The organism is Spirosoma validum (assembly GCF_014699035.1).
GTDB classification, from domain to species: Bacteria; Bacteroidota; Bacteroidia; order Cytophagales; family Spirosomataceae; genus Spirosoma; species Spirosoma validum.
In genome coordinates this window covers 257,006-277,593 of sequence record NZ_JACXAA010000006.1, presented here as the reverse complement: position 1 = coordinate 277,593, position 20,588 = coordinate 257,006, and the positions used below count along the sequence as shown (strand labels likewise).

Sequence of the window (20,588 nt, the reverse complement as noted above, 5' to 3'; positions counted from 1 at the left end):
TATATAACCGCAAATCAGCAATCATAAATCCCAAATCAGTATCCGCCCCGGAATTTATACGTACTGGATACTTTATCAATGGCAACAATGTAGGCCGCCAGTCGCAGCGGAACCTGGTATCGCTGCGAGGTTTCATATACACGGTCAAAGGCGTCTTTCATGACGCGGTCAGCGCGACGATTTACACGATCAAGCGTCCACTTGTAGCCAATTCGATTTTGTACCCACTCAAAGTAGGACACTGTAACGCCCCCCGCGTTGGCCAGAATATCAGGAACAACAAGAATACCTTTGCTATTAATAATCTCGTCAGCACTGGCCGATGTAGGACCATTTGCGCCTTCTACAATCATTTTAGCCTGAATCGAAGCCGCATTATCGTCGGTAATAACATCTTCTTTAGCAGCCGGAACCAGTACATCTACGGCTAACGACAGCAGTTCTTCATTTGAAATCTTCTCTGCTCCAGTAAACCCTTCCAGCGTTCCTTTGTTCGAGTTTCGGTAACTTACAGCTGCTGTAATGTCAATCCCACTCTTATTATAATAGCCCCCAGAAATGTCACTGACGGCCACTACCGTAACACCCCGTTCATGGAGTAACTCAGCGGCAAACGAACCTACATTGCCGAAACCCTGCACAGCAGCCGTTGCCCGGTAAGGGTTCATGCGTAACTTATCCATAGCTGCCAGAGCGGCTACGGTAACTCCCCGGCCTGTAGCTTCAGTACGTCCTAGGGAACCACCAAGTACTAGCGGTTTACCCGTCACAACACCGTTAACCGTCATTCCTTTGGACTTGGAGTATTCATCCACAATCCAGGCCATTTCGCGCGGGCCAGTACCCATGTCAGGAGCAGGAATATCACGATCGGGGCCAATTACGTCGAGCATGGCGACTGTGTACTGTCGAATGAGCCGTTCAATTTCCCCTGCCGACATTTCTCTTGGGTTACAGGCTATACCACCCTTAGCACCTCCGTAAGGAATATCAACAACTGCGCATTTCCAGGTCATCCAGGCCGCTAGTGCCCGAACTTCATCAAGGTTTACGCCTGGATCAAGTCGAATTCCCCCCTTTGCCGGACCAAGGATATTGGAGTGAAGGACACGATATCCTTCAAACACTTTAATTGCACCGTTATCCATCGTAACGGGTAAGCCAACAATTACCTGTCGGGCTGGTACTTTTAAGATGTCATACATTTCGTCTGAAATACCCACCAATTTGGCTGCGGCATCAAAACGCGACATCATTGATTCAAGCGGATTCTCTTTATCTTTTATTGGAGCTGGTTCAATGTAGGCCATGATCTTATTTTAACTTCTTTCTTAGAAACAAATTTGGGCGTGAAGTGTCATACAAACTTAGCAAATCGATAACAATATTATGAAAGGTATATTTTTTCTAAGATTAATATAAAAATAATGTACAGTATAATCATCTATAGATAAGGCATCTTTCAGAAGAGTTTTTTCTAGTGCTTATTTATTGCCGAATATTCATTTGAAAAATCAGTGAATGCCAATTGAGTAAGTTTTTAGAAAAAAGTGTTGATACTTTAATAATTCATTGAAATACTAATGACAAAGCATTACTTTTGTGGCCAAAACAAGGGTCCCCATCTAACGTACGTACTTGCTATGGTTCAAGAGGAGAAAAAGCGTTATTCGGAAGAAGATTTAAAGGAGTTTGAGGAACTGATTAGTCAGAAGCTTGATGCCACCCGTAGTGAGCTAAATTATATTAAAGAAACGCTTAGCAAACGAAATGACAGCGGCACCGACAATACATCAGGTAATTCTAAACTTCTTGAAGACGGAGCCGATACCAGCGAACGAGAAAATTTAAGCCAATTGGCCGCTCGTTTACAGAAATTTATTCAGCAGTTAGATGCTGCAATGGTACGTATTAAAAACGGAACCTACGGCGTCTGCAAGGATACTGGCAAGTTAATCCCTAAAGAGCGCCTGCGGGCCGTACCTCATACGCAACAAACGATTGAGGCCAAATTACGCCAGTCGAAGTAAGTTTTAACGAGTATACATAAAAATAGCTTGGTTACGGTATCGTTAACCAGGCTATTTTTATTTTTTGCCTGTTTTTCAAACAAATTAGATCATTATTTGTAAATAACGCAGAGTAAAATCTAATTGTATACGATTATGTTAGAACGTCTGGAAGAAATTCGAGAGAATATATTCCGTTATCTGGAAGCGCGAATTGAGTTATTTACGCTAGAAAGCCGGGGAAAACTCGAAGAAGGTGTTGTTGTGGGAATTCATGGCATTGTGCTGGCTTTGCTAGGAACAATGACAACTATATTTTTATTTATTCTGCTGGCGGCTTATTTAAATGAACTACTCGAAAGCCGGTATCTGGGTTTTTTAATTGTGGCTGGGTTTTTCTTACTATTAAGTATTCTATGGATAGGTGCTAAGGATTTCTTTAAGTCAAAGATTAGAGTAGCCGCTTATAGTGCAATAAAGAAAAGCCAAGAGAAAAAAACGGAGGAGAAGTCAGAAGCTGTTGAAGAATTAATGGCTCAGACGCGTTCCTCAATCAGTAATGCTGGTCGCCTTGCGCAATAAGATTACTTAACTTTATACGAACTCAGAACAAATAAAATGGAAGATCCCAAAGTACCATTCGCTGATACAACGGCCCGTCGGGCTCAGTTAATGGCCGCCACTGAGCAGTTTAAAACATCGATTACGGATGGAGTTGAATCCATCAAAGAGGACGCAACTGAGATTGGTAAAACAACAGCGTTTGTCGCGGGTGCCGCTTTAGCTGTATATTTGGTTGTTAATGCCATTCTGCCTAAGTCCGATGAATACCGGTATGCCGAGAAATATGGTGAACCAGATGAGTTGGACTACGATTATGAAGAGGACGATGAGGATGACCAGGATTCTACTCGTCCGTCAAATCATAAAGCCGTAAAGCAGCAGGCGAAACAAATAAAATCCTCCGCAGCTACTAGTGGGCTAATTGGTGGAATATTAACCTCTGTTCTCACTAACATTGCCCGTGAGCAGCTAACCGGATTTTTAGCCCGCATCCGTTCTAATAATGCCATCAATCCAACTGCCGAACCAACCGAATACCATGAACAGGCTTCCACAAAGCCTGTTGACTATACTTCGTAATTATAGGCTTTCTGGCCGGAAGGCACTTGCTATTCTGCTCGATCCGGATAAGATCGAGCAGAACGCGCTTTCTGATCTTCTGCTTCGCACAAACGAATTCCCCGTTGATTTCTTTCTGGTAGGCGGTAGTCTGGTTACTGACTATATTCACAAAGAAGTCATTGCTACAATTCGTGAACATTCCAACGTACCGATTGTACTGTTTCCTGGTAACCCGCTTCATATTGACGCTTCGGCGGATGCCATTTTGTTTCTCTCGCTTATTTCAGGGCGTAATCCAGAATTTCTTATCGGGCAACACGTTATTGCTGCACCTCTACTGAAAAAAAGCGGATTAGAAATCCTACCGACTGGCTATATGCTTGTTGATAGTGGAACACAAACAACTGTTTCCTACATAAGCGGTACAATGCCTCTCCCACATGATAAACCCGGAGTAGCTGCGTGCACAGCAATGGCTGGAGAAATGCTTGGGCTAAAACTAATTTATCTGGACGCTGGCAGTGGCGCACGCTGGCCTGTAACACCCGCCATGATTAATGCCGTACGTGCTGTCATCGATTTACCTCTCATTGTTGGTGGAGGCATTAATTCTGGTGAAAAAGCCTATGAAGCTTTAAAAGCAGGAGCCGATATGATTGTAGTCGGAAATGGTATTGAGCAGGATCCCGATCTGTTACCACAACTGTCGGCGGTGATTCGGGAATTTAATCAATCTGTTGTTCAAGCCTAAGTTATGAAACGTTTTGTCCTGGTCTTGCTTTGCCTGGGAGCTATAGCATCCTTAAGTAGTCTGTTTTCCTGCTCGAGTGTTTTTGCCCAATCTCTTAATGAAAAAGTCTATACTATAGCTGAACGGCAGCCTGAATATCCGGGTGGACCGACTGCGCTAAGTCTGTATTTAGCTGAGAATATACGTATTCCTAATGCACTTCTTCGAAAGAATTTCAATACAGGCCCTATCTCGGCTAAATTCATTGTCGATAATCTGGGCTTTGTGCATGATGTTCGAATAACGACAAAACCACTAGACAAAAAAGCCCAAAAAAGAATGCAGGGCTATCTGACGTCGATTATTACAGCCGTAGAAAAAATGCCCCGCTGGCAACCTGGTGAAGTGGGAGGGAAGCCTGTAGCTGTATTTTACACGCTACCCATTGAGGTTAACCTGCAGTAAGTAACAAGACAGGAAAGGAAAAGAAAAAAGGAGGAAGGTAATTTCAGTGATGAATCCTTCCTCCTTTTTTCTTTTCCTTTCGTCTCCTTTGTCTACACGTTCATTAACGACTCACGACGACGCATTTTACCCGCCGGAATGCCGAACATCATCTTAAATCGACGGCAGAAGTAAGCTGTGTCTTTATAACCTACCTCTGAACCGATAGCACGGATACTTTTCTTACTGGTACGTAGTAAGCCCACCGCTGCTTCCATCCGCTGATATTCGATATAATCCTGCGGGTTAATGCCCGTCAGCATTTTGAAGTATTGCCCAACATAGTCTTCCGAGACGTTCGCTACGTTGGCCAGCACTTTGTTCGACAGATCACCCCCGAGATTTTCCTTGATATAAGCAAAAATGTCGATCAGGCGGGGATCTTTGAAGTAAGTACTATTCGTGACTAACTGTTCGACAAACAAGTGATTCTTAAGGATGTATCGAACTACCTCAATGACAATCTCTTCCGTCTTGATTTTAATGATCCGCCCTTTTCCGGCCAGATCCGTCATATCTTCAGCTAATATCTGGTCAATCGTTGTGGCCAGATGCTCTTCCCGTTTGATAATAAAGGGAGGCACATCTAACGAATTGAAGAAGTTGACCGAGTCAAACACTTTAGCTTCGAATGACACATATCCGAACGAATTAGGAAGATGCCCAATGAGTTTAGGGTCATGATTGCCTTCCCAGTACGACTCGCGATGGGTCATGAACTCCTCGTTTGAGACAGTCTTAGGATTCGATGGATCGCCATACGTAACGGTAACATGCTTACCTCCTGGTATAAACAGCATATCCCCCACGTCTACTTTTATCTTTTCATCACCGATAGATACCTCACCGTTATACAAAATCAGCAGGGTATTCTCAACATCATAGAAATTCTTGATGGTGATCGGCTGTAAAATCCGAATATTACGGGCTTTAATGAACTTAACGCCCAATGATTCGATAATTTTATTATAATCTTCCATAGCTGAAAGGGTGTAACGCTAAAATCTGTGCCTACATGCAAAGTTGCACAAAACTAATAATTTGTACAAAACTAATAAAAGTATAAATGTTTCCAAAATATAAAAAAAATAGTGCGTTTTCAGATTGAACACGCACTATCTCTTTTGAAAAATTCTATTTTACCAAGAAAATTCTTAGCGAACGAGCTCGCGGGCAATAACTAATTTTTGGATTTCCGATGTACCCTCATAAATCTGAGTAATTTTTGCGTCACGCATCAGCCGCTCCACGTGGAATTCTTTTACATAACCGTATCCGCCATGAATTTGTACGGCTTCGGTAGTAGTCCACATCGCCACTTCAGAGGCAAACAATTTAGCCATCGCAGCCGCCTGTACATAGTCTTTATGCTCATCTTTCAGCCTGGCCGCTTTATAAACAAGCAGACGAGCCGCTTCAATCTTAGTTGCCATTTCGGCCAATTTGAACTGAATCGCCTGATGGTCAAAGATCTGCTTTCCGAACGCTTTCCGTTCCTGGCTATACTTTAGAGCCAGTTCATACGCGCCAGCGGCAATGCCTAACGCCTGGGCAGCAATGCCTATTCGGCCACCATTGAGCGTCGACATCGCGAATTTAAAGCCGAAACCATCTTCACCAACGCGGTTTTCCTTAGGCACTTTTACATCTGTAAAAAGTAATGAATGAGTATCTGAAGCCCGAATACCCATTTTATCTTCTTTTTTCCCAACCACAAACCCAGGTGTTCCTTTCTCAACAATAAGGCAGTTGATGCCCCGGTGTTTTTTCTCTCGATCCGTTTGTGCAATCACCAGGCACACGCTGGACGAATTGCCGTTGGTAATCCAGTTCTTGGTTCCATTTAGCAAATAATAATCACCTTCGTCTTCAGCGGTCGTGGCTTGTGACGTAGCGTCGGAGCCCGCTTCTGGTTCTGAAAGACAAAATGCGCCAATAACTTGCCCAGAAGCCAGTTTCGTCAAATACTTCTGTTTTTGCTCCTCCGTACCGTAAGCTTCCAGCCCATAGCAAACTAATGAGTTGTTCACCGACATGACAACCGAGGCTGATGCATCAATTTTGGAAATCTCCTCCATCGCCAGCACGTAAGACACAGCATCCATACCGCCACCACCGTATTCTGGCGAGACCATCATGCCCATAAACCCCAATTCGCCCATCCGTTTGACTTGCTCGGCTGGGAATCGAGCTTCGTTGTCACGCTCGACAATACCCGGAAGGAGTTCATTCTGGGCAAAACTACGAGCGGCTTCCTGTACAGCCAGATGCTCTTCCGACAAATTAAAATTCAGTCCCTGTAACTCCAGCGTTTGCGTTGCCATGTAAATCCTGTCTTATTATCTACAATGAGTTCGGTAAAAATAAGAAAAAACGAGACAATAGTATGCATGCATACTGTTCTTCTAATTTACATCAGGACTCAGTTAGCAACGTAATCAATTCGGCTACACAGGCAGGTTTATCTTCGCCTTCTATGTCAAAAACGCATTCGATGGTAACTCTAAGTGCCTTTCCCTGTAAGTCTGCCTGCCGCAACCACGCTCTCATTCGCAAATTACTTCCGACAGGAACCGCATTTGTGAAGCGGATTTTATTTGCTCCGTAATTGATACCCATCGTTACTGACTCAACCCGATAGAGTTCAGCCATGAATTTAGGCGCCAGTGAGAGGGTTAAAAAACCATGCGCAATAGTCGTTTTATAGGGTGATTCAAGAGCAGCTCGTTCGGAATCCGTATGAATCCATTGATGATCCCCGGTAGCTTGTGCAAAAAGATCGACCATTTCCTGGGTAATAAAAACATAGTCTGTTTCGCCGAGTGATTGCCCGGTATGAGCGGCAAACTCGTTTAAATTTCCAAAGGTTAGCATCGTTGTCTGGGTTTATGCAATTTTGCTGATATGCCCCTACCTGACGTTCAGCTATTTCCGTTTGAAGGCCATTCTGTAGCCTACCGAAAAGTCGGACATGGTCCGGCTACGCTACTGGCCTTTCACGGATTTGGGCAAACCAGCCAAGTATATTTACCAATAGAAAAGCACTTGGGAGATCGGTTTACCGTTTTTGCTATAGATTTATTTTTTCATGGCCATAGTCGATACGTAGGCAGCCAGTTGTTGGCTAAAAAGGATTGGTATCGAATAATTCAGGCCTTTTTGCTTGAACAATGTATCGATCGGTTCTCGCTGATGGGTTTTAGTTTGGGCGGCCGGTTTGCTCTGACAACTGCTGATAATTTCTCCGACCGAATTGATCAGCTAATCTTAATTGCTCCAGATGGGATTACGCGTAGTTTTTGGTATGAATTGGCAACCGGCTCTAAGCTGGGTCGTAGGCTGTTTCGATACGTACTGCGCCACCTACCGCTTCTACATGGGTTGGGACATATCTTAACGCAGGTTGGCCTACTCAACCGAACGGTTATGCGATTCGTCGAAATTTCGCTCAGCACATTCGACCAGCGAGAGCAGGTATATAAAAGCTGGACACAGTTTCGACGTGTCCAACCCAATTTAGATCTAGTCGGCAAACGGTTGACTACTAACGAAGTACGTGTTTATTTTTTTACCGGTGCTTTTGACCGACTTGTGCCAGGAGCATACATCCTGCCGTTAACGAAGAAGCTCCGGAACTATGAATTAACGGTTTTGAAAACAGGGCACAATCGCTTGATAGAATTAGCGACAGAGCAACTTGTTCGTACGTATTGAATCAGTGATGACAATGCAAGAATGAAGAGCTAACCTACCTAAAATACGTAGTGGCTTGGTCAGCGTTAACCACAAAACAAACACAACCGGCGCAGGGGTTTTTCAGTAGAAAAGGAGCAAAAAATAGCCAGAACCGGTCAATCCTGACTGGTTCTGGCTATTCCTGTTTTTTAATTCGCTATGTTTATTTCTGCCGGAAGAACAGCGTGAGCGGCACACCCGTAAAATCGAAATGGTCTCGAAGTCGATTCTCCAAAAAACGCTGATACGCTTCCTGGACATACTGCGGTAGATTACAGAAAAACACGAACGTTGGCGAAGGCGTTGGCACCTGAAGCATATACTTAATTTTGATATGCTTTCCTTTGATGGCTGGTGGCGGATATTTTTCGATTTCAGGTTGCATAGCCTCATTCAGTTTTGACGTGGCAACCTTCTTGTTCTTGTTCTCGTAGACTTCCATCGCCTTCTCCATCACCTGAAAAATTCGCTGTTTTTCATGAACTGACGCGAAAATGATTGGTAGGTAATCGATAGGCATCAGCCGTTGGATCATCTCCTTCCGCAATACGTCGGCGGTTCGGTGGTCTTTCTCAACAGCATCCCACTTATTGACCATAATCACAACACCTTTCTTCGCTTTTACAGCCTGGCCGATAATAGTCATGTCCTGCGATTCGAGTCCCCGCGTAGCATCGAGCAGGATGATGCACACGTCCGACTCTTCCATCGCCTTGATTGAACGTAGCGTCGAATAAAATTCGATGTTGTCCTGAATACGGGCTTTGCGTCGGATTCCGGCCGTGTCCGTCAGAATAAAATCTTTGCCGTAGGCTTTGTAACGCGTGTCAATAGCGTCGCGGGTCGTTCCGGCAATGTCGGTCACAATACTACGGTCCTGGCCCGTCAGTACGTTTAGAAACGACGACTTGCCTACATTAGGCCGACCCAGAATAGCAATGCGTGGAATACCCGCATCTGGATTTTCAATACCTGTATTTGGAAAATGCGTAACGATCTCGTCTAATAAATCGCCGGTACCCGTGCCCGTTTGTGACGAAATTGGGTAAGGATCACCCAAGCCCAGCGCATAGAATTCAGCCGCAGCGTGTGATCGTTCTGCTGTTTCTGCTTTATTAGCTACTACGTATACTGGTTTCTTAGACCGGCGTAATACGTGTGCAAAATCTTCATCTAAGCCTGTAATGCCTGTTTGTGTATCAACCACAAATAAAAGCACGGTCGATTCCTGAATAGCAATTTCGACTTGTTCCCGAATTGATTCCTCGAAAACGTCTTCGGAGCCAACAACATAGCCACCCGTATCGATGACGGTAAAATAATTGTTGTTCCACTCAGCCGTGCCGTAATGCCGGTCGCGCGTAACACCACTTTGGTTATCCATAATGGCCTGCCGTTGTTCCGTCAGGCGATTAAACAGCGTAGACTTACCCACGTTTGGGCGGCCAACGATTGCAACAATATTTGCCATGATTATAAAGGAGAAAAGGGAGGAGAAGAAGAAAGGGAAAAGAGAGTAGGAGTCAGATCCTTCCTATTTTTTCCTTTCATCCTCTAACTCCTTTTATTCATCATACCCTAACCGCTTGAGCATTCGCTCTTTTTGACGCCAGTCAGGTTCTACTTTGACGAATTGTTCTAAAAATACTTTTTTACCGAAGAAACGTTCGAGTTCTTCGCGAGCCATAATGCCCGTTTTCTTGATCATCTTACCACCTTCACCCAGCAAAATAGCCCGTTGGGTAGCCCGTTCAACCAGAATTTCAGCCTGAATAACAATGATATCTTCTTTTTCCTTAAAGCCCGTTACAACAACTTCGCTGCTGTAGGGGACTTCTTTTTTGTAGTTCAGGAAAATTTTCTCCCGAATAATCTCCGATGCGAAAAAGCGCTCAGGCCTATCCGTCAGTTCATCTTTCGGGAAATAAGGTGGGTGTTGCGGCAAGCGGCTGATGATACCATCAAATACCTTATCGGTATTGAAGTTATTCAGCGCTGATATTGGAATGATTTCCTGAGCGTTAAAACGCTCATGCCAGTAGACAATCTTCTCATTAACCTGGGCCTGCGTAGCCTGATCGATCTTGTTAATCAGCAGCAGAACAGGTACTTCCGATTTTTGCAGCCTTTCAATTACGTCGTTTTCATCGTGCTGCTCGAAAATATCAGTTACGAACAGTACTACGTCGGCATCCTCAATTGACCCGCGCACAAAGCTCATCATTGACTCCTGAAGCTTATACTGAGGTTTGATGATGCCGGGAGTGTCGGAATAAACAAGCTGGAATTCCTGGCCATTATGCGTTCCATTCAGGATACCCATAATGCGGTGGCGGGTGGTCTGTGCCTTCGAGGTGATGATCGATAGACGCTCACCAACGAGTTGATTCATCAGCGTTGACTTACCGACATTGGGCTTACCGACGATACTAACGAAGCCGGCCTTATGATCGGCCGGAAAATTCTGGATAATTTCCGTATTCATGCTGAGGTGATCCCACTGGCTGATTACCAGTAGCTTTGGTAGACAACTCTCTATTTCAGAAAAACGTTTCCGAGAGAGTATAAACTTTTTTTTAACAAAGATAGTTGTATTTCCAGAAAGTCGTCGTACTTTTGCAATCCCAACACCGCGGGATGGAGCAGTTGGTAGCTCGTTGGGCTCATAACCCAAAGGTCGCTGGTTCGAGTCCAGCTCCCGCTACTAAGTAAAAGCCACTGAAATTCAGTGGCTTTTTTCGTTTCACAAATCTGTGATAACATAAGCCCTTTTGTAAGAGTTTACTTCACTTGACAATTGTTTCCTAATTTGTGAGTGATGTATTCTCAATATATACGGCTGTATACGTGGGTAGTGTGCTTATTGCTGATCAGTCTGTCAGCTGACGCGCAGCGTCAACGAACTAGGTACAGCCATCTGCCCAGACCAAAGCGCGTCTTTGCGCCAGAGCATCCCCGCTACGTTCAGCCTGATGCGCGACAGCCAGCTATTTACTTCCCGCAGGCTCCGCTTCCTGGCAAAACCCGTAAATCCATTGGACTGGTGTTTACCACTACTCCGCCTGAACTGACTGAGGAGATTCGCGTGAGCGTACCGGCTATTGATTTTAACATTCAGCGTGGTTTAACGAAACGTCTTTATGCCATTGGACGTATACAAACGCAGATTGTGCAGAGTAATGTAGGCGCTGGCTTACGTTGGTCGAGTCAGCTTACCGATCGGCTTTTTATTGCGCCCGGCATTGATATAACGGGTTGGTTTGGCGCCCTAGCGATCAAAGATGTATTCAATAGCCAAGCCTATGGTGTACAGGCCTTTCCATCTGTGTCGGTAGGCTATCGATTCACCAGAGATGTTCAACTGACGGTTAAGTCGGAAGCAATTATGGATTTGTATTATCGGTCACAGGTGGGGAACCTGGCCGTTACGTATGATCGTCGACGGGTGAATGGGGTAGCTTTTACGTTTATGCTGGAGCAACCGTTTTATAAGCAACAGCATGTTTCGGTTGGTTTTCGAGCGGCCTACTCAAATTTCAACTGGCAACTCTGGTCACTCTATGATACGTTTGACCGAAATCTTTTCTATCCACAATTTATTTTCGGCTTTATTCTGTGAAATCGGTTATCTATTTTTTGCTGGGTGTACTACTCATACTGACTGGCAGTTGCCGGAAGAATTATGAAGCGCCGGTGCCCTATGCCTTCAATAACACACCCGGTGCTGGTCATTTTGTCCCTTCAGTTCGGCAGAGTATGGAGGGTGTTTATGCCGTTTCGGATGGTGCGGGTCAATTCGGTGGTCAGGTGGTATTAAAGTGGACATACCTGCTCAATGGGGCCGATACGAATCATTACCTTTCCATTTTTACGGGAACAGATGCTGGTTACTTCAATCTGGAAGGAAATCCTAAGGCTGATAGTCTGGTACTAAATGGATATTGGCGAAAATTAGTGAATACGTCGACAGGTCTGGTTCAATTGACGGTGAAATCCAAGCACAACGGTAGATTACAAGTTTATGACACCAACAAGCTGGAAACCGCAGATACGCTTGTGCTGGAGGGTTTATATAGTAATGACAAAGCATCGCCGACGCAGAAGCTGACGCTTACGTATCGTCGTCCGCTGAACTCGAGGCCCTTCTCTATCATGGCTCACCGAAGCGGGGGACGAACATCTGATTTACTGCCCGTCTCTGAAAATTCGGTCGAGATGATCAAACTGGCTTCACGATTAGGAGCAACCGGGATTGAGATCGATGTGCGCTATACGAAAGATGGCGTTCCTATTTTGTATCACGATAATGCGCTGAATCTACGGCTTATTCAGAAAAATGGCCTAACCGGGCCTATCGAGAATTACACGTATGAACAGTTGAATACGCTCGTCAGGCTGGTGAACGGCGAAAAAATTCCAACGCTGGAAGAAGCACTCGAAACCGTTGTGACGAATACGTCACTCAGTTTGGTCTGGCTCGATACCAAATACATTGGGCCAATGGATAAGGTACAGGCTATTCAGCAGAAGTATCGCCAGAAGGCTATTCTGAACCGACGTAACCTGCGAATTATCATCGGATTACCCACTACAGAGGCTGTAGATCAATACAAAGCCTTAGCAAATAAAGATAATACACCGATTCTGTGCGAACTGGATACGGCTATCACCCGAAGTTTAGGCGCTCGTATTTGGGCCCCTCGCTGGACGCTTGGCCCGCAAACACAGGAAGTCTTAGCGATGAAAGCCGAGGGAACAACGGTATTCGTCTGGACACTCGACGAGCCGAAGTTTATCCAGGAATTTGTTAGTCAGAACAATTTCGATGGAATCCTGTCTAATTATTCGTCGGTTGTTGCCTACTACCACTATAGCGAACAGCAATAGTATGATGATTCATTTACGCATATTAGTCTGGATCACCTGTCTGCTCATTAGTAGATCGGTCGCCAATGCTCAGTCTGTCCAGCGTACGGATACCGTTCAGCTCACTCCGCCACCGCGTGGACCGTATAATTTTGTGATGACGGTAGGCAGTGGCTTATCCTTCTATTCAACCCATCTTGGCGTACCGGCAGCTCTGGAGCAGACGCACGTTAGCCGATTTGGGGTTCCGGCAACGCTTCGAATGATGTGGTATCCTGACCATCGGCTGCGGATAGGACTCGAAACGGGTTGGACAACCATGTACAGTTACCGTGGACACGTATCGGGAGAGCCAGCGCATGTATATGTATCGCTTGTGCCGATTTTGTTGGTGTTTTCAATGCCTATGGCCTGGTTGAGTGGTACAGAACGGAGTATAGCCCGACGATTTGCTGCGACAGTTGGAACGGGGGTTTATCTAAATCACTCACGATTAGATTATTTGGGTACTGTACTAACCAATACGAACAGTTTAGGCTGGATGGCAGCGGGTTCTTATACACAACCCATTGGTCGGCGTTTGCGGGTAGCGGGTGAACTGAAGTGGTACGATGCCGTGGCTGCGGAAAATGCCGCTTTCACGGCTGAAGTTCAACTGGTTTGGCGAGCATTTTCCTGGTAAATCAAGAGTTAGAAATAAGATATAAAAAAAGTACGTAGAGCGGCAACGGTATGGAACAAGATAATAACAAGCGGGAGATTCTGTTTTTGAGTGATACACAGGCTCCCATGTGGGTCGAGAAATTAGTGCTACGTACTCACCAGAACACAAAAGCGACACAAGCCATCTTTGCTGAAATTTTACGTATACGCCCGGCGGTGCTTTATTGGCTGGGTGATATTGTCTCGCTGGGTTATCGGAATAACAAATGGCGGCTGATTGATCAGTTTCTGCTGAAATGCACGGAAGTTAGCACAGCGGTCTATGCCATTATGGGCAATCATGACGTAATGGGGCGCCCCCGAAAAGGAGCCCGTAATTTTCAGAAACGATTTCCGGAGCATAGCCCAACTGGCTACGTTAAAACAACGGATTCTATTGCTGTTGTTATGCTAAACTCCAATTTCAGTACGCTTTCAGCAGCTGATTTAGTTAAGCAGCAAACCTGGTACCAGGAAACGCTGGATGAGCTGGATACTGATCCGGAAATAAAGGTTGTAATTGTAACCTGCCATCATGCCCCTTACTCGAACAGTAAGCTGGTTGGTTCATCGAAATTAGTGCAGCAACGGTTTGTGCCACCCTATGCTAAGTGTCAGAAAGCCAGACTGTTTATTACTGGACATTCGCATGCCTTCGAGCGATATGAATTTGACGGTAAGACGTTTCTTGTCATTGGGGGAGGAGGGGGGCTTCGCCAACCGCTGAACGTATCGCCAACTCGCCTGCCTGATCTGGCGACAGAATATAAACCGATGTTTCATTACCTCTCCGTTCGTCGCGATGGAGATGGACTATATTTAACCTCATACTGTCTGAAAAAAGATTTTACCGGCTTTTCGGAAGGGTATCATTTCGAGATCCCAGCAGGCGTGCCCGCGCCTGTAGACAGTTAACGTAGTGGATAAGTTGAGAGCCGGTTGATTTCTGGTAAGAACCTATCGACCTGAAAATCTCAGAATAGAGGGTGTTTACGTGATCAATGATGTCATTCCCCTGACATCATTCTTCTGCTACGTTACCCGCGCCCAATTCAGAAAATAAAGTTTGCCAGTACTGAGTAACCGCCGGATTATTTTCTTTAACGGATGCGTTCGGCTCAAACGGCAAAATCATCGTAATGTCGGGGCTACCGATAACGTAGCGTTTTAGTTGCTTCGCGTCGGCTTTAGCCCACTCATCGGCCTGCGTATTGTCTTTAGGCGATTTCACCTGAAAATCCCGGCGAGCAGTGCCCTTAACGCTCTCGATCATGTCGCTGAGGTAATACACTTTTACGGTTACTCCCGACTCGTTCGCTCTCTGGATAACGGGAAGGCTGGCCCAAATGTCGGTTTCCTGGTTCGATGAGCCAGCATTCTGCGCGACTAACTGCTGCAAGACACGTTGGCGAATTTGGGCTTTTTCGCGCGTTAAGGTCAGGTTGAATTCCGTTTCGGCGGCCTCCCGGTCGGTGGGGCTTGCGGCTGACACATCCTCCATTTCAGTACGTACTGTTACGTTCAGCGCGCGCGCTTTAGACGTGTTTTCGTGGATAAAATAAACGTCCAGTTTATCGCCTTTCTGTCGGATGTTCTGTTCAATAATGTCTGTTATTGCCTGTTGGTATTTCTGAGCGACAAAGGCTTTATTAACGTTAACACTACGTGTTTTATCGATAAAGATCAGCGTATAAACAGGGTCGTCGGTCGTTTGTTTCGATTTGTCGCTACTGCCCGAGCAGGCAGCCAGAAGAAGTAAAGCGAAAAGAGTAATGTATTTTATCATAAGTATTTATTGACAAACGCAGAATACCTGGCTGTTAGTCGGGTTAGGATGCAAAAATCCGGCAGATTCGCTTATCTTACAACTATTTAACCTGCCAACTTCCTGCTCATGACTCGTTTCTACAACCGAATTCTCTTTATTTTTTACTTCTCAATCTGCATCTTCCACTCACTAATCGCTCAGGTTGAGAAAGCGCCACCACGAAAGGAAGGTGATGGTCCGTACGGAAAACTCATCATTCGGGGTGTTACGTTGATTAACAGCACGGGTGCGCCACCGGTTGGACCAATGGATATTGTGGTCGAAAAAAATCGCATTACTCAGATTAAACAGGTTGGCTATCCGGGTGTTCCAATTGACGCGAAAAATCGCCCGAAAGCAGGTTCCGAGGATAAAGAATTGAATTGCGAAGGCATGTATCTAATGCCTGGCTTTGTGGACATGCATGGGCATATTGGCGGCCAGGCCCAGGGGGCTAATGCGGAGTATGTATTTAAACTGTGGCTTGGTCATGGCATCACAACGATTCGCGATCCGTCATGCGGGAATGGTCTCGATTGGGTACTTGAACACCGGACCAAAAGTGAACGTAACGAAATAGTAGCCCCACGTATTAAAGCCTATACGGTATTTGGGCAGGGTGCCAAAGAGCCCATCAGTACGCCCGAACAGGCACGCGCCTGGGTACAACAGAATGCCAAACGGGGAGCCGATGGGATTAAGTTCTTCGGCGCAGAACCTACCGTTTTTCGGGCGGCTCTGGAAGAAAACAAAAAGCTTGGATTACGGTCGGCCTGTCATCATGCGCAGTTAGAGGTTGCTCGGATGAACGCTTTAGCTACGGCAAAAGCGGGACTGACTTCACTCGAACACTGGTATGGACTTCCAGAAGCTTTGTTCGACAACAAAACAGTCCAGAATTATCCCGCTACGTATAACTACAACAACGAGCAAAATCGCTTTGAAGAGGCCGGTAATCTGTGGCAACAGGCCGCTAAACCTGGATCGGACCGATGGAATAAAGTTATGGGCGAGCTTATCGCCTTAGATTTTACCCTTGATCCAACCTTCAATATATACGAAGCCAACCGTGAACTGATGCTGGCCAGACGAGCTGAGTGGCACGATGAATACACCATGCCGAGTCTTTGGCGGTTTTATGGACCCAGCCGCATGTCGCACGGTTCGTACTGGCATTCCTGGGGAACAGAGCAGGAAGTGGCCTGGAAAAAAAACTACCAGCTCTGGATGGAGTTCATCAATGAATACAAAAACCGGGGTGGACGTGTTACGGCGGGCTCTGATTCAGGCTTCATCTACCAGCTTTATGGCTTTGCCTATATCCGCGAACTTGAGCTTCTTCGCGAAGCAGGTTTCCATCCGCTCGAAGTGATTCGGGCTGCTACGTTAAAAGGCGCCGAAGCGCTTGGCATGGCTGATCAAATTGGCTCCGTTGAAGTTGGTAAACTGGCTGATTTCGTCATCGTGGACCAAAACCCACTAGCGAATCTGAAAGTGCTTTATGGAACGGGTGCCATTCATCTGAATGAAAAAAATGAGGTGGAACGCGTTGGGGGCGTTACGTATACGGTGAAAGACGGAGTTGTGTATGACGCTAAAAAACTTCTGGCTGATGTGCGGAAGTTAGTGGCTGATGCTAAGCAGAAAGAAAATTTTGAAATAACCCAGCCGGGTGTAACGCCAAAACCAGGTAAAGTGTCAGGCGGGAAGAATTGATCTATAGCATTCAAAACAAGACTAGGTTATACAGAGATGCCCGTAACGATACGTATCGTTACGGGCATCTCTGTATAATTCGATAAGTAAGCGCTATGCCTGGGCTTCCGCTAAAGCGGGATAATCGATATATCCTTGTTCAAAACCCTTCGGACCACCAGCATAAAGTGTAGCTGGGTCAAGTTGAGCTAATTCCGCCCCTGTTTCCAGCCGTTCGACCAAGTCAGGGTTAGCAATAAATGGGCGACCAAAGGCCACTAAGTCTGCCTTCCCGCTTTCAAGGTCAGCTTCAGCCCGCTCCACGTTGTAACTGCCACAGAGAATCAGCGTTCCTGTAAACGTTTCCCGAATGGCATCAACGGTAGCCGTCGGTACAGCGGGGGCACCCATACCTGAGTGATCTACTAAGTGCAGATAGACTACACCTAATTGGTCAAGCTGGCTGGTTAGATAGACGTATAAGTCGTGCGTATCATCTGCATGAGGTAGCAGATCGCCTGCGGCTCCGAAAGGTGATAAACGCAGCCCTACTTTATCCGCACCAATGGCAGCAATTGAACCTTCAACGATTTCAAGTAAAAAACGAGCCCGGTTTTCGACAGAGCCACCGTATTCATCTGTACGTTGATTGCTGCGATCGCTCAGAAACTGCTCAATTAGATAGCCGTTGGCACCATGTAATTCAATCCCATCGAAGCCAGCTTCTACAGCATTCTTAGCGGCTTGAACAAACTCTTGTATCGCTTCTTTAACGTCGGCAGTCGTCATCTCGCGTGGAGTCGCATTTGGCACCAGGCCTTCAGAATCTGTCCACATATTACCAGCGGCCGCTACGGATGAAGGCGCCAGAATCTGGGCTCCTGCGGGCATATTGGCTCCATGAGAAATACGGCCTGTATGCATGAGCTGAACAAAAATCTTACTGCCCTTGTCGTGTACAGCGGATGTGACTTTTTTCCAGCCTTCAATTTGTTCGTCGTTATAAAGACCAGGTATTCGAGCGTAACCAAGTCCATTGGGCGAAGGGGATGTTCCTTCCGTAATAATCAGACCCGCTGATGCCCGTTGAGCGTAATATTCAGCGATCATGTCGTTAGGAATGTTACCAATCGCGCGGCTCCGGGTCATTGGAGCCATGACGATGTGGTTGGCGAGCGTTAGAGCGCCGAGGGTAGCTTCTGAAAACAGTTTCTGGGCCATTATTTAGCAGTTTTATTTGTGAGCAAAGCTTTCGCTTTGCCTTAAATCCATTCTGCTAACAAATCCATATATTTAAAAGTTTGGATGGATTAATTAAAATAATTAGCCCAATGCCTCCAGAAAGGAGGTTAACTGTTGCATAGCCTCTTTATTTATACGGAGATGAGCCGTGCGCCCGTCCTTAGTTGAGTTTACTAAGCCGCTATCTATCAGTAGCTTAATATGGTGTGAAACGCAAGGTTGCGATAAGCCCACCAATTCCATTACGTCGGCATTGGTCAACGACTCTTTTTTCGCCAATTCGATAAGAATTGACAACCGTGATTTATCAGCAATAGCACCAGTCGCTTTTTCGATGAATTTACAGTCCATGATCACTTGACGTTCTGCGGGAGAGAGCTGGCAACTAGTAACGTTTGCTGGCTCTCTCCCGACATGATTATAAAGCTAACGAAATTCATCAGGCAATGGTGCCTGTGTTTTAGTAAGTGGTAGTGAGCTGCTAGTATTCGTGCTTATTGCGAGTTACAGCTAAACTTTCACTTACTGCTTGTGACTATCAACCACTAATCGCTGGTCTCGGTTGGCGATATCCCAGGCTGTATAGAAGACCAATCGGGCGCTACGTTCGGCCAGTTTGAAATCGATTTTTTCGGCGTCGTCAGTGGGTTTGTGGTAGTCAGCATGCAGCCCATTGAAATAGAAAATAATGGGAATATTGTGTTTCGCGAAGTTGTAATGGTCTGAGCGGTAATAAATCCGTTCGGGGTCTTTCGGGTCGTTGTACTTGTAATCCAGCTCCATCTTCGTGTAAGTCTGGTTCGCGGCTTCGCTGATTTTATGAAGTTCAGACGATAGCTTATCGGAGCCGATTACGTAGATATAGTTATCCGATTTGCCCTGATGCAGGTCATCAACACGGCCTACCATGTCGATGTTCAAATCACCGACGGTTTTATCCAGTGGTATCACCGGGCTCATGTCGGCATAATATTCCGAGCCTAACAGACCTTTTTCTTCTCCCGATACGGTCAGGAATAGAACAGACCGACGTGGTCCTTTGCCAGCCGCTTTGGCCTGCGCGAAAGCCTGGGCGATTTCGATTACAGATACCGTACCAGAACCATCGTCGTTAGCACCATTATTGATCTGACCATCAGGGCTAATGCCAATGTGATCGTAGTGGGATGAAACGATAAGTACTTCATCTTTTTTATCGGTGCCTTCCAGAAAGCCCAATACGTTCGACGACTCTGTTTTCTCATCGACCCGCTCCGCCTTTACACTGAGGCTGCCCGTTAGCGACGATGAAACTGGCTTTTCGGCTTGAGCAAGTGACGTCGTAAGCTGATTTAGCGCATCCGTTGATGTGTTTAGTAAAGTCGCTCCTGTTTCAGCCGTAACGAGGAATATGCCCATCGAGCCTACATTTTCAGCACCTGGTTTTAGACTGAGTCGATTAAAACGCTGTTGCATTGCGCCACGCTGCGAAAGCAAGGTCTTGAATGCCTCTGCCGACTCGGCCGAAATAATGAAAATCTGACCGGCGCCTTTTTGCTTGGCCAGCAAACTTTTAGCACGCCAGCCGTTCGGACCTCCCCACTTAGACGCTTCGCTGGTACCGCTTAGCTTGCTTTTACCATCAGCTGTTTTAGGTTCGCCCTCCGCCATCACTAACGCTTTGCCCGTTACGTCGCGTCCGGCATAATCGTCATAACTAGCTTCGCTGATGCCATAACCGACAAATACGGTCTCATAGTTGGTTTCGGTCGGAAGGTTCAGCAGGCCATTCGTTACGAAATCTTTCAAATACTCGAATCGTTTGCCACCCGCACTCACGTAAAAATCGCCCCATGTTTTCTTATACAACGTAAAATGTTGCTGATAATCGAGCTTGCCATCAGCTGTTTTAACGATGGGTTTCAGGCCGTAAGCCGCAAACTGACTGGCAATGTATTCAGCGGCTTTTCGCTGACCACGGGTTCCGGTTTCGCGTCCTTCCATATCGTCGGCCGCCAGAATACGTAGTTGCTTTTCGAGATCGGCCGACGTAATAGTGGTCGCAAATTTTTCCTGGGCAAAACTAAGAAGAGGCAGACCAAGCAGGCTAGTAGCCAGGAGGAATGATTTATAGGTCATTGACTGAATTGGGTTGTATTTTTAGATAGCTAAGCTACGATAATTGACACTAATG

General features: G+C 46.0%; 21 protein-coding genes and 1 tRNA gene. 12 read left to right on the top strand and 10 right to left on the bottom strand.

Going from position 1 to position 20,588, the window contains the following annotated elements; translation table 11 throughout:
* Nucleotides 1-35 precede the first annotated feature (35 nt).
* Nucleotides 36-1,310, bottom strand: a complete 1,275-nt coding sequence (locus tag IC230_RS17890; protein ID WP_191040405.1) for a Glu/Leu/Phe/Val family dehydrogenase — start codon at nt 1,308-1,310, stop codon at nt 36-38.
* Nucleotides 1,311-1,643: 333 nt separating this feature from the next.
* Here IC230_RS17890 and IC230_RS17885 point away from each other — a divergent pair, with 333 nt between their 5' ends.
* The 5 genes from IC230_RS17885 to IC230_RS17865 all read left to right on the top strand — a co-directional run bounded on the left by IC230_RS17885 (nt 1,644) and on the right by IC230_RS17865 (nt 4,329).
* Nucleotides 1,644-2,030, top strand: a complete 387-nt coding sequence (locus tag IC230_RS17885) for a TraR/DksA family transcriptional regulator (protein ID WP_191040404.1) — start codon at nt 1,644-1,646, stop codon at nt 2,028-2,030.
* Between the two features lie 135 nt (nt 2,031-2,165).
* Nucleotides 2,166-2,591 carry a phage holin family protein gene (locus IC230_RS17880; protein WP_191040403.1) on the top strand — a complete coding sequence of 142 codons (426 nt, stop codon included), beginning with the start codon at nt 2,166-2,168 and terminating at the stop codon, nt 2,589-2,591.
* Nucleotides 2,592-2,627: 36 nt separating this feature from the next.
* Entirely contained in the window at nt 2,628-3,152 is a 525-nt protein-coding gene (locus tag IC230_RS17875; RefSeq protein ID WP_191040402.1) for a hypothetical protein, read from the top strand.
* Nucleotides 3,112-3,885, top strand: coding sequence for a geranylgeranylglyceryl/heptaprenylglyceryl phosphate synthase (locus IC230_RS17870; protein ID WP_223860699.1), 774 nt, complete (start codon nt 3,112-3,114; stop codon nt 3,883-3,885). The genes IC230_RS17875 and IC230_RS17870 overlap by 41 nt, the downstream gene beginning before the upstream one ends.
* A gap of 3 nt (nt 3,886-3,888) precedes the next feature.
* Nucleotides 3,889-4,329: an energy transducer TonB gene (locus tag IC230_RS17865; protein ID WP_191040400.1), complete on the top strand. Its 441-nt coding sequence runs from the start codon at nt 3,889-3,891 to the stop codon at nt 4,327-4,329.
* A 92-nt stretch (nt 4,330-4,421) separates the two neighbouring features.
* Here the strand turns inward: IC230_RS17865 and IC230_RS17860 are convergent, their stop codons facing one another.
* From IC230_RS17860 to IC230_RS17850, 3 genes are all read right to left on the bottom strand, one after another.
* On the bottom strand, nt 4,422-5,348 hold the full coding sequence (locus tag IC230_RS17860; RefSeq protein ID WP_191040399.1) for an AraC family transcriptional regulator: 927 nt from the start codon (nt 5,346-5,348) through the stop codon (nt 4,422-4,424).
* A gap of 174 nt (nt 5,349-5,522) precedes the next feature.
* The gene (locus IC230_RS17855) at nt 5,523-6,692 is read right to left on the bottom strand and encodes an acyl-CoA dehydrogenase (RefSeq protein WP_317171802.1); all 1,170 of its coding nucleotides are present in this window, start codon (nt 6,690-6,692) and stop codon (nt 5,523-5,525) included.
* Between the two features lie 91 nt (nt 6,693-6,783).
* Complete coding sequence (locus IC230_RS17850; protein ID WP_191040398.1) at nt 6,784-7,242, bottom strand: MaoC family dehydratase; 459 nt, start codon at nt 7,240-7,242, stop codon at nt 6,784-6,786.
* Between the two features lie 30 nt (nt 7,243-7,272).
* Between IC230_RS17850 and IC230_RS17845 the strand changes: the two genes are divergently transcribed.
* Nucleotides 7,273-8,082 carry an alpha/beta fold hydrolase gene (locus IC230_RS17845; RefSeq protein ID WP_191040397.1) on the top strand — a complete coding sequence of 270 codons (810 nt, stop codon included), beginning with the start codon at nt 7,273-7,275 and terminating at the stop codon, nt 8,080-8,082.
* Between the two features lie 184 nt (nt 8,083-8,266).
* Here the strand turns inward: IC230_RS17845 and der are convergent, their stop codons facing one another.
* Both der and era read right to left on the bottom strand, forming a co-directional pair.
* Nucleotides 8,267-9,574, bottom strand: a complete 1,308-nt coding sequence (gene der / locus IC230_RS17840) for a ribosome biogenesis GTPase Der (protein ID WP_191040396.1) — start codon at nt 9,572-9,574, stop codon at nt 8,267-8,269.
* Between the two features lie 93 nt (nt 9,575-9,667).
* The gene (gene era, locus IC230_RS17835; RefSeq protein WP_191040395.1) at nt 9,668-10,588 is read right to left on the bottom strand and encodes a GTPase Era; all 921 of its coding nucleotides are present in this window, start codon (nt 10,586-10,588) and stop codon (nt 9,668-9,670) included.
* A 146-nt stretch (nt 10,589-10,734) separates the two neighbouring features.
* Between era and IC230_RS17830 the strand changes: the two genes are divergently transcribed.
* From IC230_RS17830 to IC230_RS17810, 5 genes are all read left to right on the top strand, one after another.
* Nucleotides 10,735-10,807, top strand: a tRNA-Met gene (locus tag IC230_RS17830).
* Nucleotides 10,808-10,921: 114 nt separating this feature from the next.
* On the top strand, nt 10,922-11,722 hold the full coding sequence (locus tag IC230_RS17825; RefSeq protein WP_223860698.1) for a hypothetical protein: 801 nt from the start codon (nt 10,922-10,924) through the stop codon (nt 11,720-11,722).
* Nucleotides 11,719-12,990, top strand: coding sequence for a glycerophosphodiester phosphodiesterase (locus IC230_RS17820; protein WP_191040394.1), 1,272 nt, complete (start codon nt 11,719-11,721; stop codon nt 12,988-12,990). The genes IC230_RS17825 and IC230_RS17820 overlap by 4 nt, the downstream gene beginning before the upstream one ends.
* Before the next feature lies 1 nt (nt 12,991).
* Nucleotides 12,992-13,651, top strand: a complete 660-nt coding sequence (locus IC230_RS17815; RefSeq protein ID WP_191040393.1) for a hypothetical protein — start codon at nt 12,992-12,994, stop codon at nt 13,649-13,651.
* 50 nt (nt 13,652-13,701) lie between these two features.
* Complete coding sequence (locus IC230_RS17810; RefSeq protein WP_191040392.1) at nt 13,702-14,586, top strand: metallophosphoesterase family protein; 885 nt, start codon at nt 13,702-13,704, stop codon at nt 14,584-14,586.
* 106 nt (nt 14,587-14,692) lie between these two features.
* Here the strand turns inward: IC230_RS17810 and IC230_RS17805 are convergent, their stop codons facing one another.
* Nucleotides 14,693-15,457 carry a hypothetical protein gene (locus tag IC230_RS17805; RefSeq protein ID WP_191040391.1) on the bottom strand — a complete coding sequence of 255 codons (765 nt, stop codon included), beginning with the start codon at nt 15,455-15,457 and terminating at the stop codon, nt 14,693-14,695.
* A 108-nt stretch (nt 15,458-15,565) separates the two neighbouring features.
* Here IC230_RS17805 and IC230_RS17800 point away from each other — a divergent pair, with 108 nt between their 5' ends.
* Complete coding sequence (locus tag IC230_RS17800; RefSeq protein WP_191040390.1) at nt 15,566-17,194, top strand: amidohydrolase family protein; 1,629 nt, start codon at nt 15,566-15,568, stop codon at nt 17,192-17,194.
* 93 nt (nt 17,195-17,287) lie between these two features.
* Here the strand turns inward: IC230_RS17800 and IC230_RS17795 are convergent, their stop codons facing one another.
* From IC230_RS17795 to IC230_RS17785, 3 genes are all read right to left on the bottom strand, one after another.
* Nucleotides 17,288-18,394, bottom strand: coding sequence for an alkene reductase (locus tag IC230_RS17795; protein ID WP_191040389.1), 1,107 nt, complete (start codon nt 18,392-18,394; stop codon nt 17,288-17,290).
* A gap of 102 nt (nt 18,395-18,496) precedes the next feature.
* Nucleotides 18,497-18,766 (bottom strand): ArsR/SmtB family transcription factor, encoded by a 270-nt coding sequence (locus IC230_RS17790; protein ID WP_191040388.1) that lies wholly within the window; start codon nt 18,764-18,766, stop codon nt 18,497-18,499.
* A gap of 171 nt (nt 18,767-18,937) precedes the next feature.
* Nucleotides 18,938-20,533, bottom strand: a complete 1,596-nt coding sequence (locus IC230_RS17785; protein WP_191040387.1) for a M28 family peptidase — start codon at nt 20,531-20,533, stop codon at nt 18,938-18,940.
* Between the last annotated feature and the right edge of the window lie 55 nt (nt 20,534-20,588).

Excerpts from the sequence above, each read along its gene's own strand:
- IC230_RS17890 (WP_191040405.1), bottom strand. The coding sequence starts at position 1,310 with ATGGCCTACATTGAACCAGCTCCAATAAAAGATAAAGAGAATCCGCTT.
- IC230_RS17885 (WP_191040404.1), top strand. The coding sequence starts at position 1,644 with ATGGTTCAAGAGGAGAAAAAGCGTTATTCGGAAGAAGATTTAAAGGAG.
- IC230_RS17880 (WP_191040403.1), top strand. The coding sequence starts at position 2,166 with ATGTTAGAACGTCTGGAAGAAATTCGAGAGAATATATTCCGTTATCTG.
- IC230_RS17875 (WP_191040402.1), top strand. The coding sequence starts at position 2,628 with ATGGAAGATCCCAAAGTACCATTCGCTGATACAACGGCCCGTCGGGCT.
- IC230_RS17870 (WP_223860699.1), top strand. The coding sequence starts at position 3,112 with ATGAACAGGCTTCCACAAAGCCTGTTGACTATACTTCGTAATTATAGG.
- IC230_RS17865 (WP_191040400.1), top strand. The coding sequence starts at position 3,889 with ATGAAACGTTTTGTCCTGGTCTTGCTTTGCCTGGGAGCTATAGCATCC.
- IC230_RS17860 (WP_191040399.1), bottom strand. The coding sequence starts at position 5,348 with ATGGAAGATTATAATAAAATTATCGAATCATTGGGCGTTAAGTTCATT.
- IC230_RS17855 (WP_317171802.1), bottom strand. The coding sequence starts at position 6,692 with ATGGCAACGCAAACGCTGGAGTTACAGGGACTGAATTTTAATTTGTCG.
- IC230_RS17850 (WP_191040398.1), bottom strand. The coding sequence starts at position 7,242 with ATGCTAACCTTTGGAAATTTAAACGAGTTTGCCGCTCATACCGGGCAA.
- IC230_RS17845 (WP_191040397.1), top strand. The coding sequence starts at position 7,273 with ATGCCCCTACCTGACGTTCAGCTATTTCCGTTTGAAGGCCATTCTGTA.
- der (WP_191040396.1), bottom strand. The coding sequence starts at position 9,574 with ATGGCAAATATTGTTGCAATCGTTGGCCGCCCAAACGTGGGTAAGTCT.
- era (WP_191040395.1), bottom strand. The coding sequence starts at position 10,588 with ATGAATACGGAAATTATCCAGAATTTTCCGGCCGATCATAAGGCCGGC.
- IC230_RS17825 (WP_223860698.1), top strand. The coding sequence starts at position 10,922 with ATGTATTCTCAATATATACGGCTGTATACGTGGGTAGTGTGCTTATTG.
- IC230_RS17815 (WP_191040393.1), top strand. The coding sequence starts at position 12,992 with ATGATGATTCATTTACGCATATTAGTCTGGATCACCTGTCTGCTCATT.
- IC230_RS17810 (WP_191040392.1), top strand. The coding sequence starts at position 13,702 with ATGGAACAAGATAATAACAAGCGGGAGATTCTGTTTTTGAGTGATACA.
- IC230_RS17805 (WP_191040391.1), bottom strand. The coding sequence starts at position 15,457 with ATGATAAAATACATTACTCTTTTCGCTTTACTTCTTCTGGCTGCCTGC.
- IC230_RS17800 (WP_191040390.1), top strand. The coding sequence starts at position 15,566 with ATGACTCGTTTCTACAACCGAATTCTCTTTATTTTTTACTTCTCAATC.
- IC230_RS17795 (WP_191040389.1), bottom strand. The coding sequence starts at position 18,394 with ATGGCCCAGAAACTGTTTTCAGAAGCTACCCTCGGCGCTCTAACGCTC.
- IC230_RS17790 (WP_191040388.1), bottom strand. The coding sequence starts at position 18,766 with ATGGACTGTAAATTCATCGAAAAAGCGACTGGTGCTATTGCTGATAAA.
- IC230_RS17785 (WP_191040387.1), bottom strand. The coding sequence starts at position 20,533 with ATGACCTATAAATCATTCCTCCTGGCTACTAGCCTGCTTGGTCTGCCT.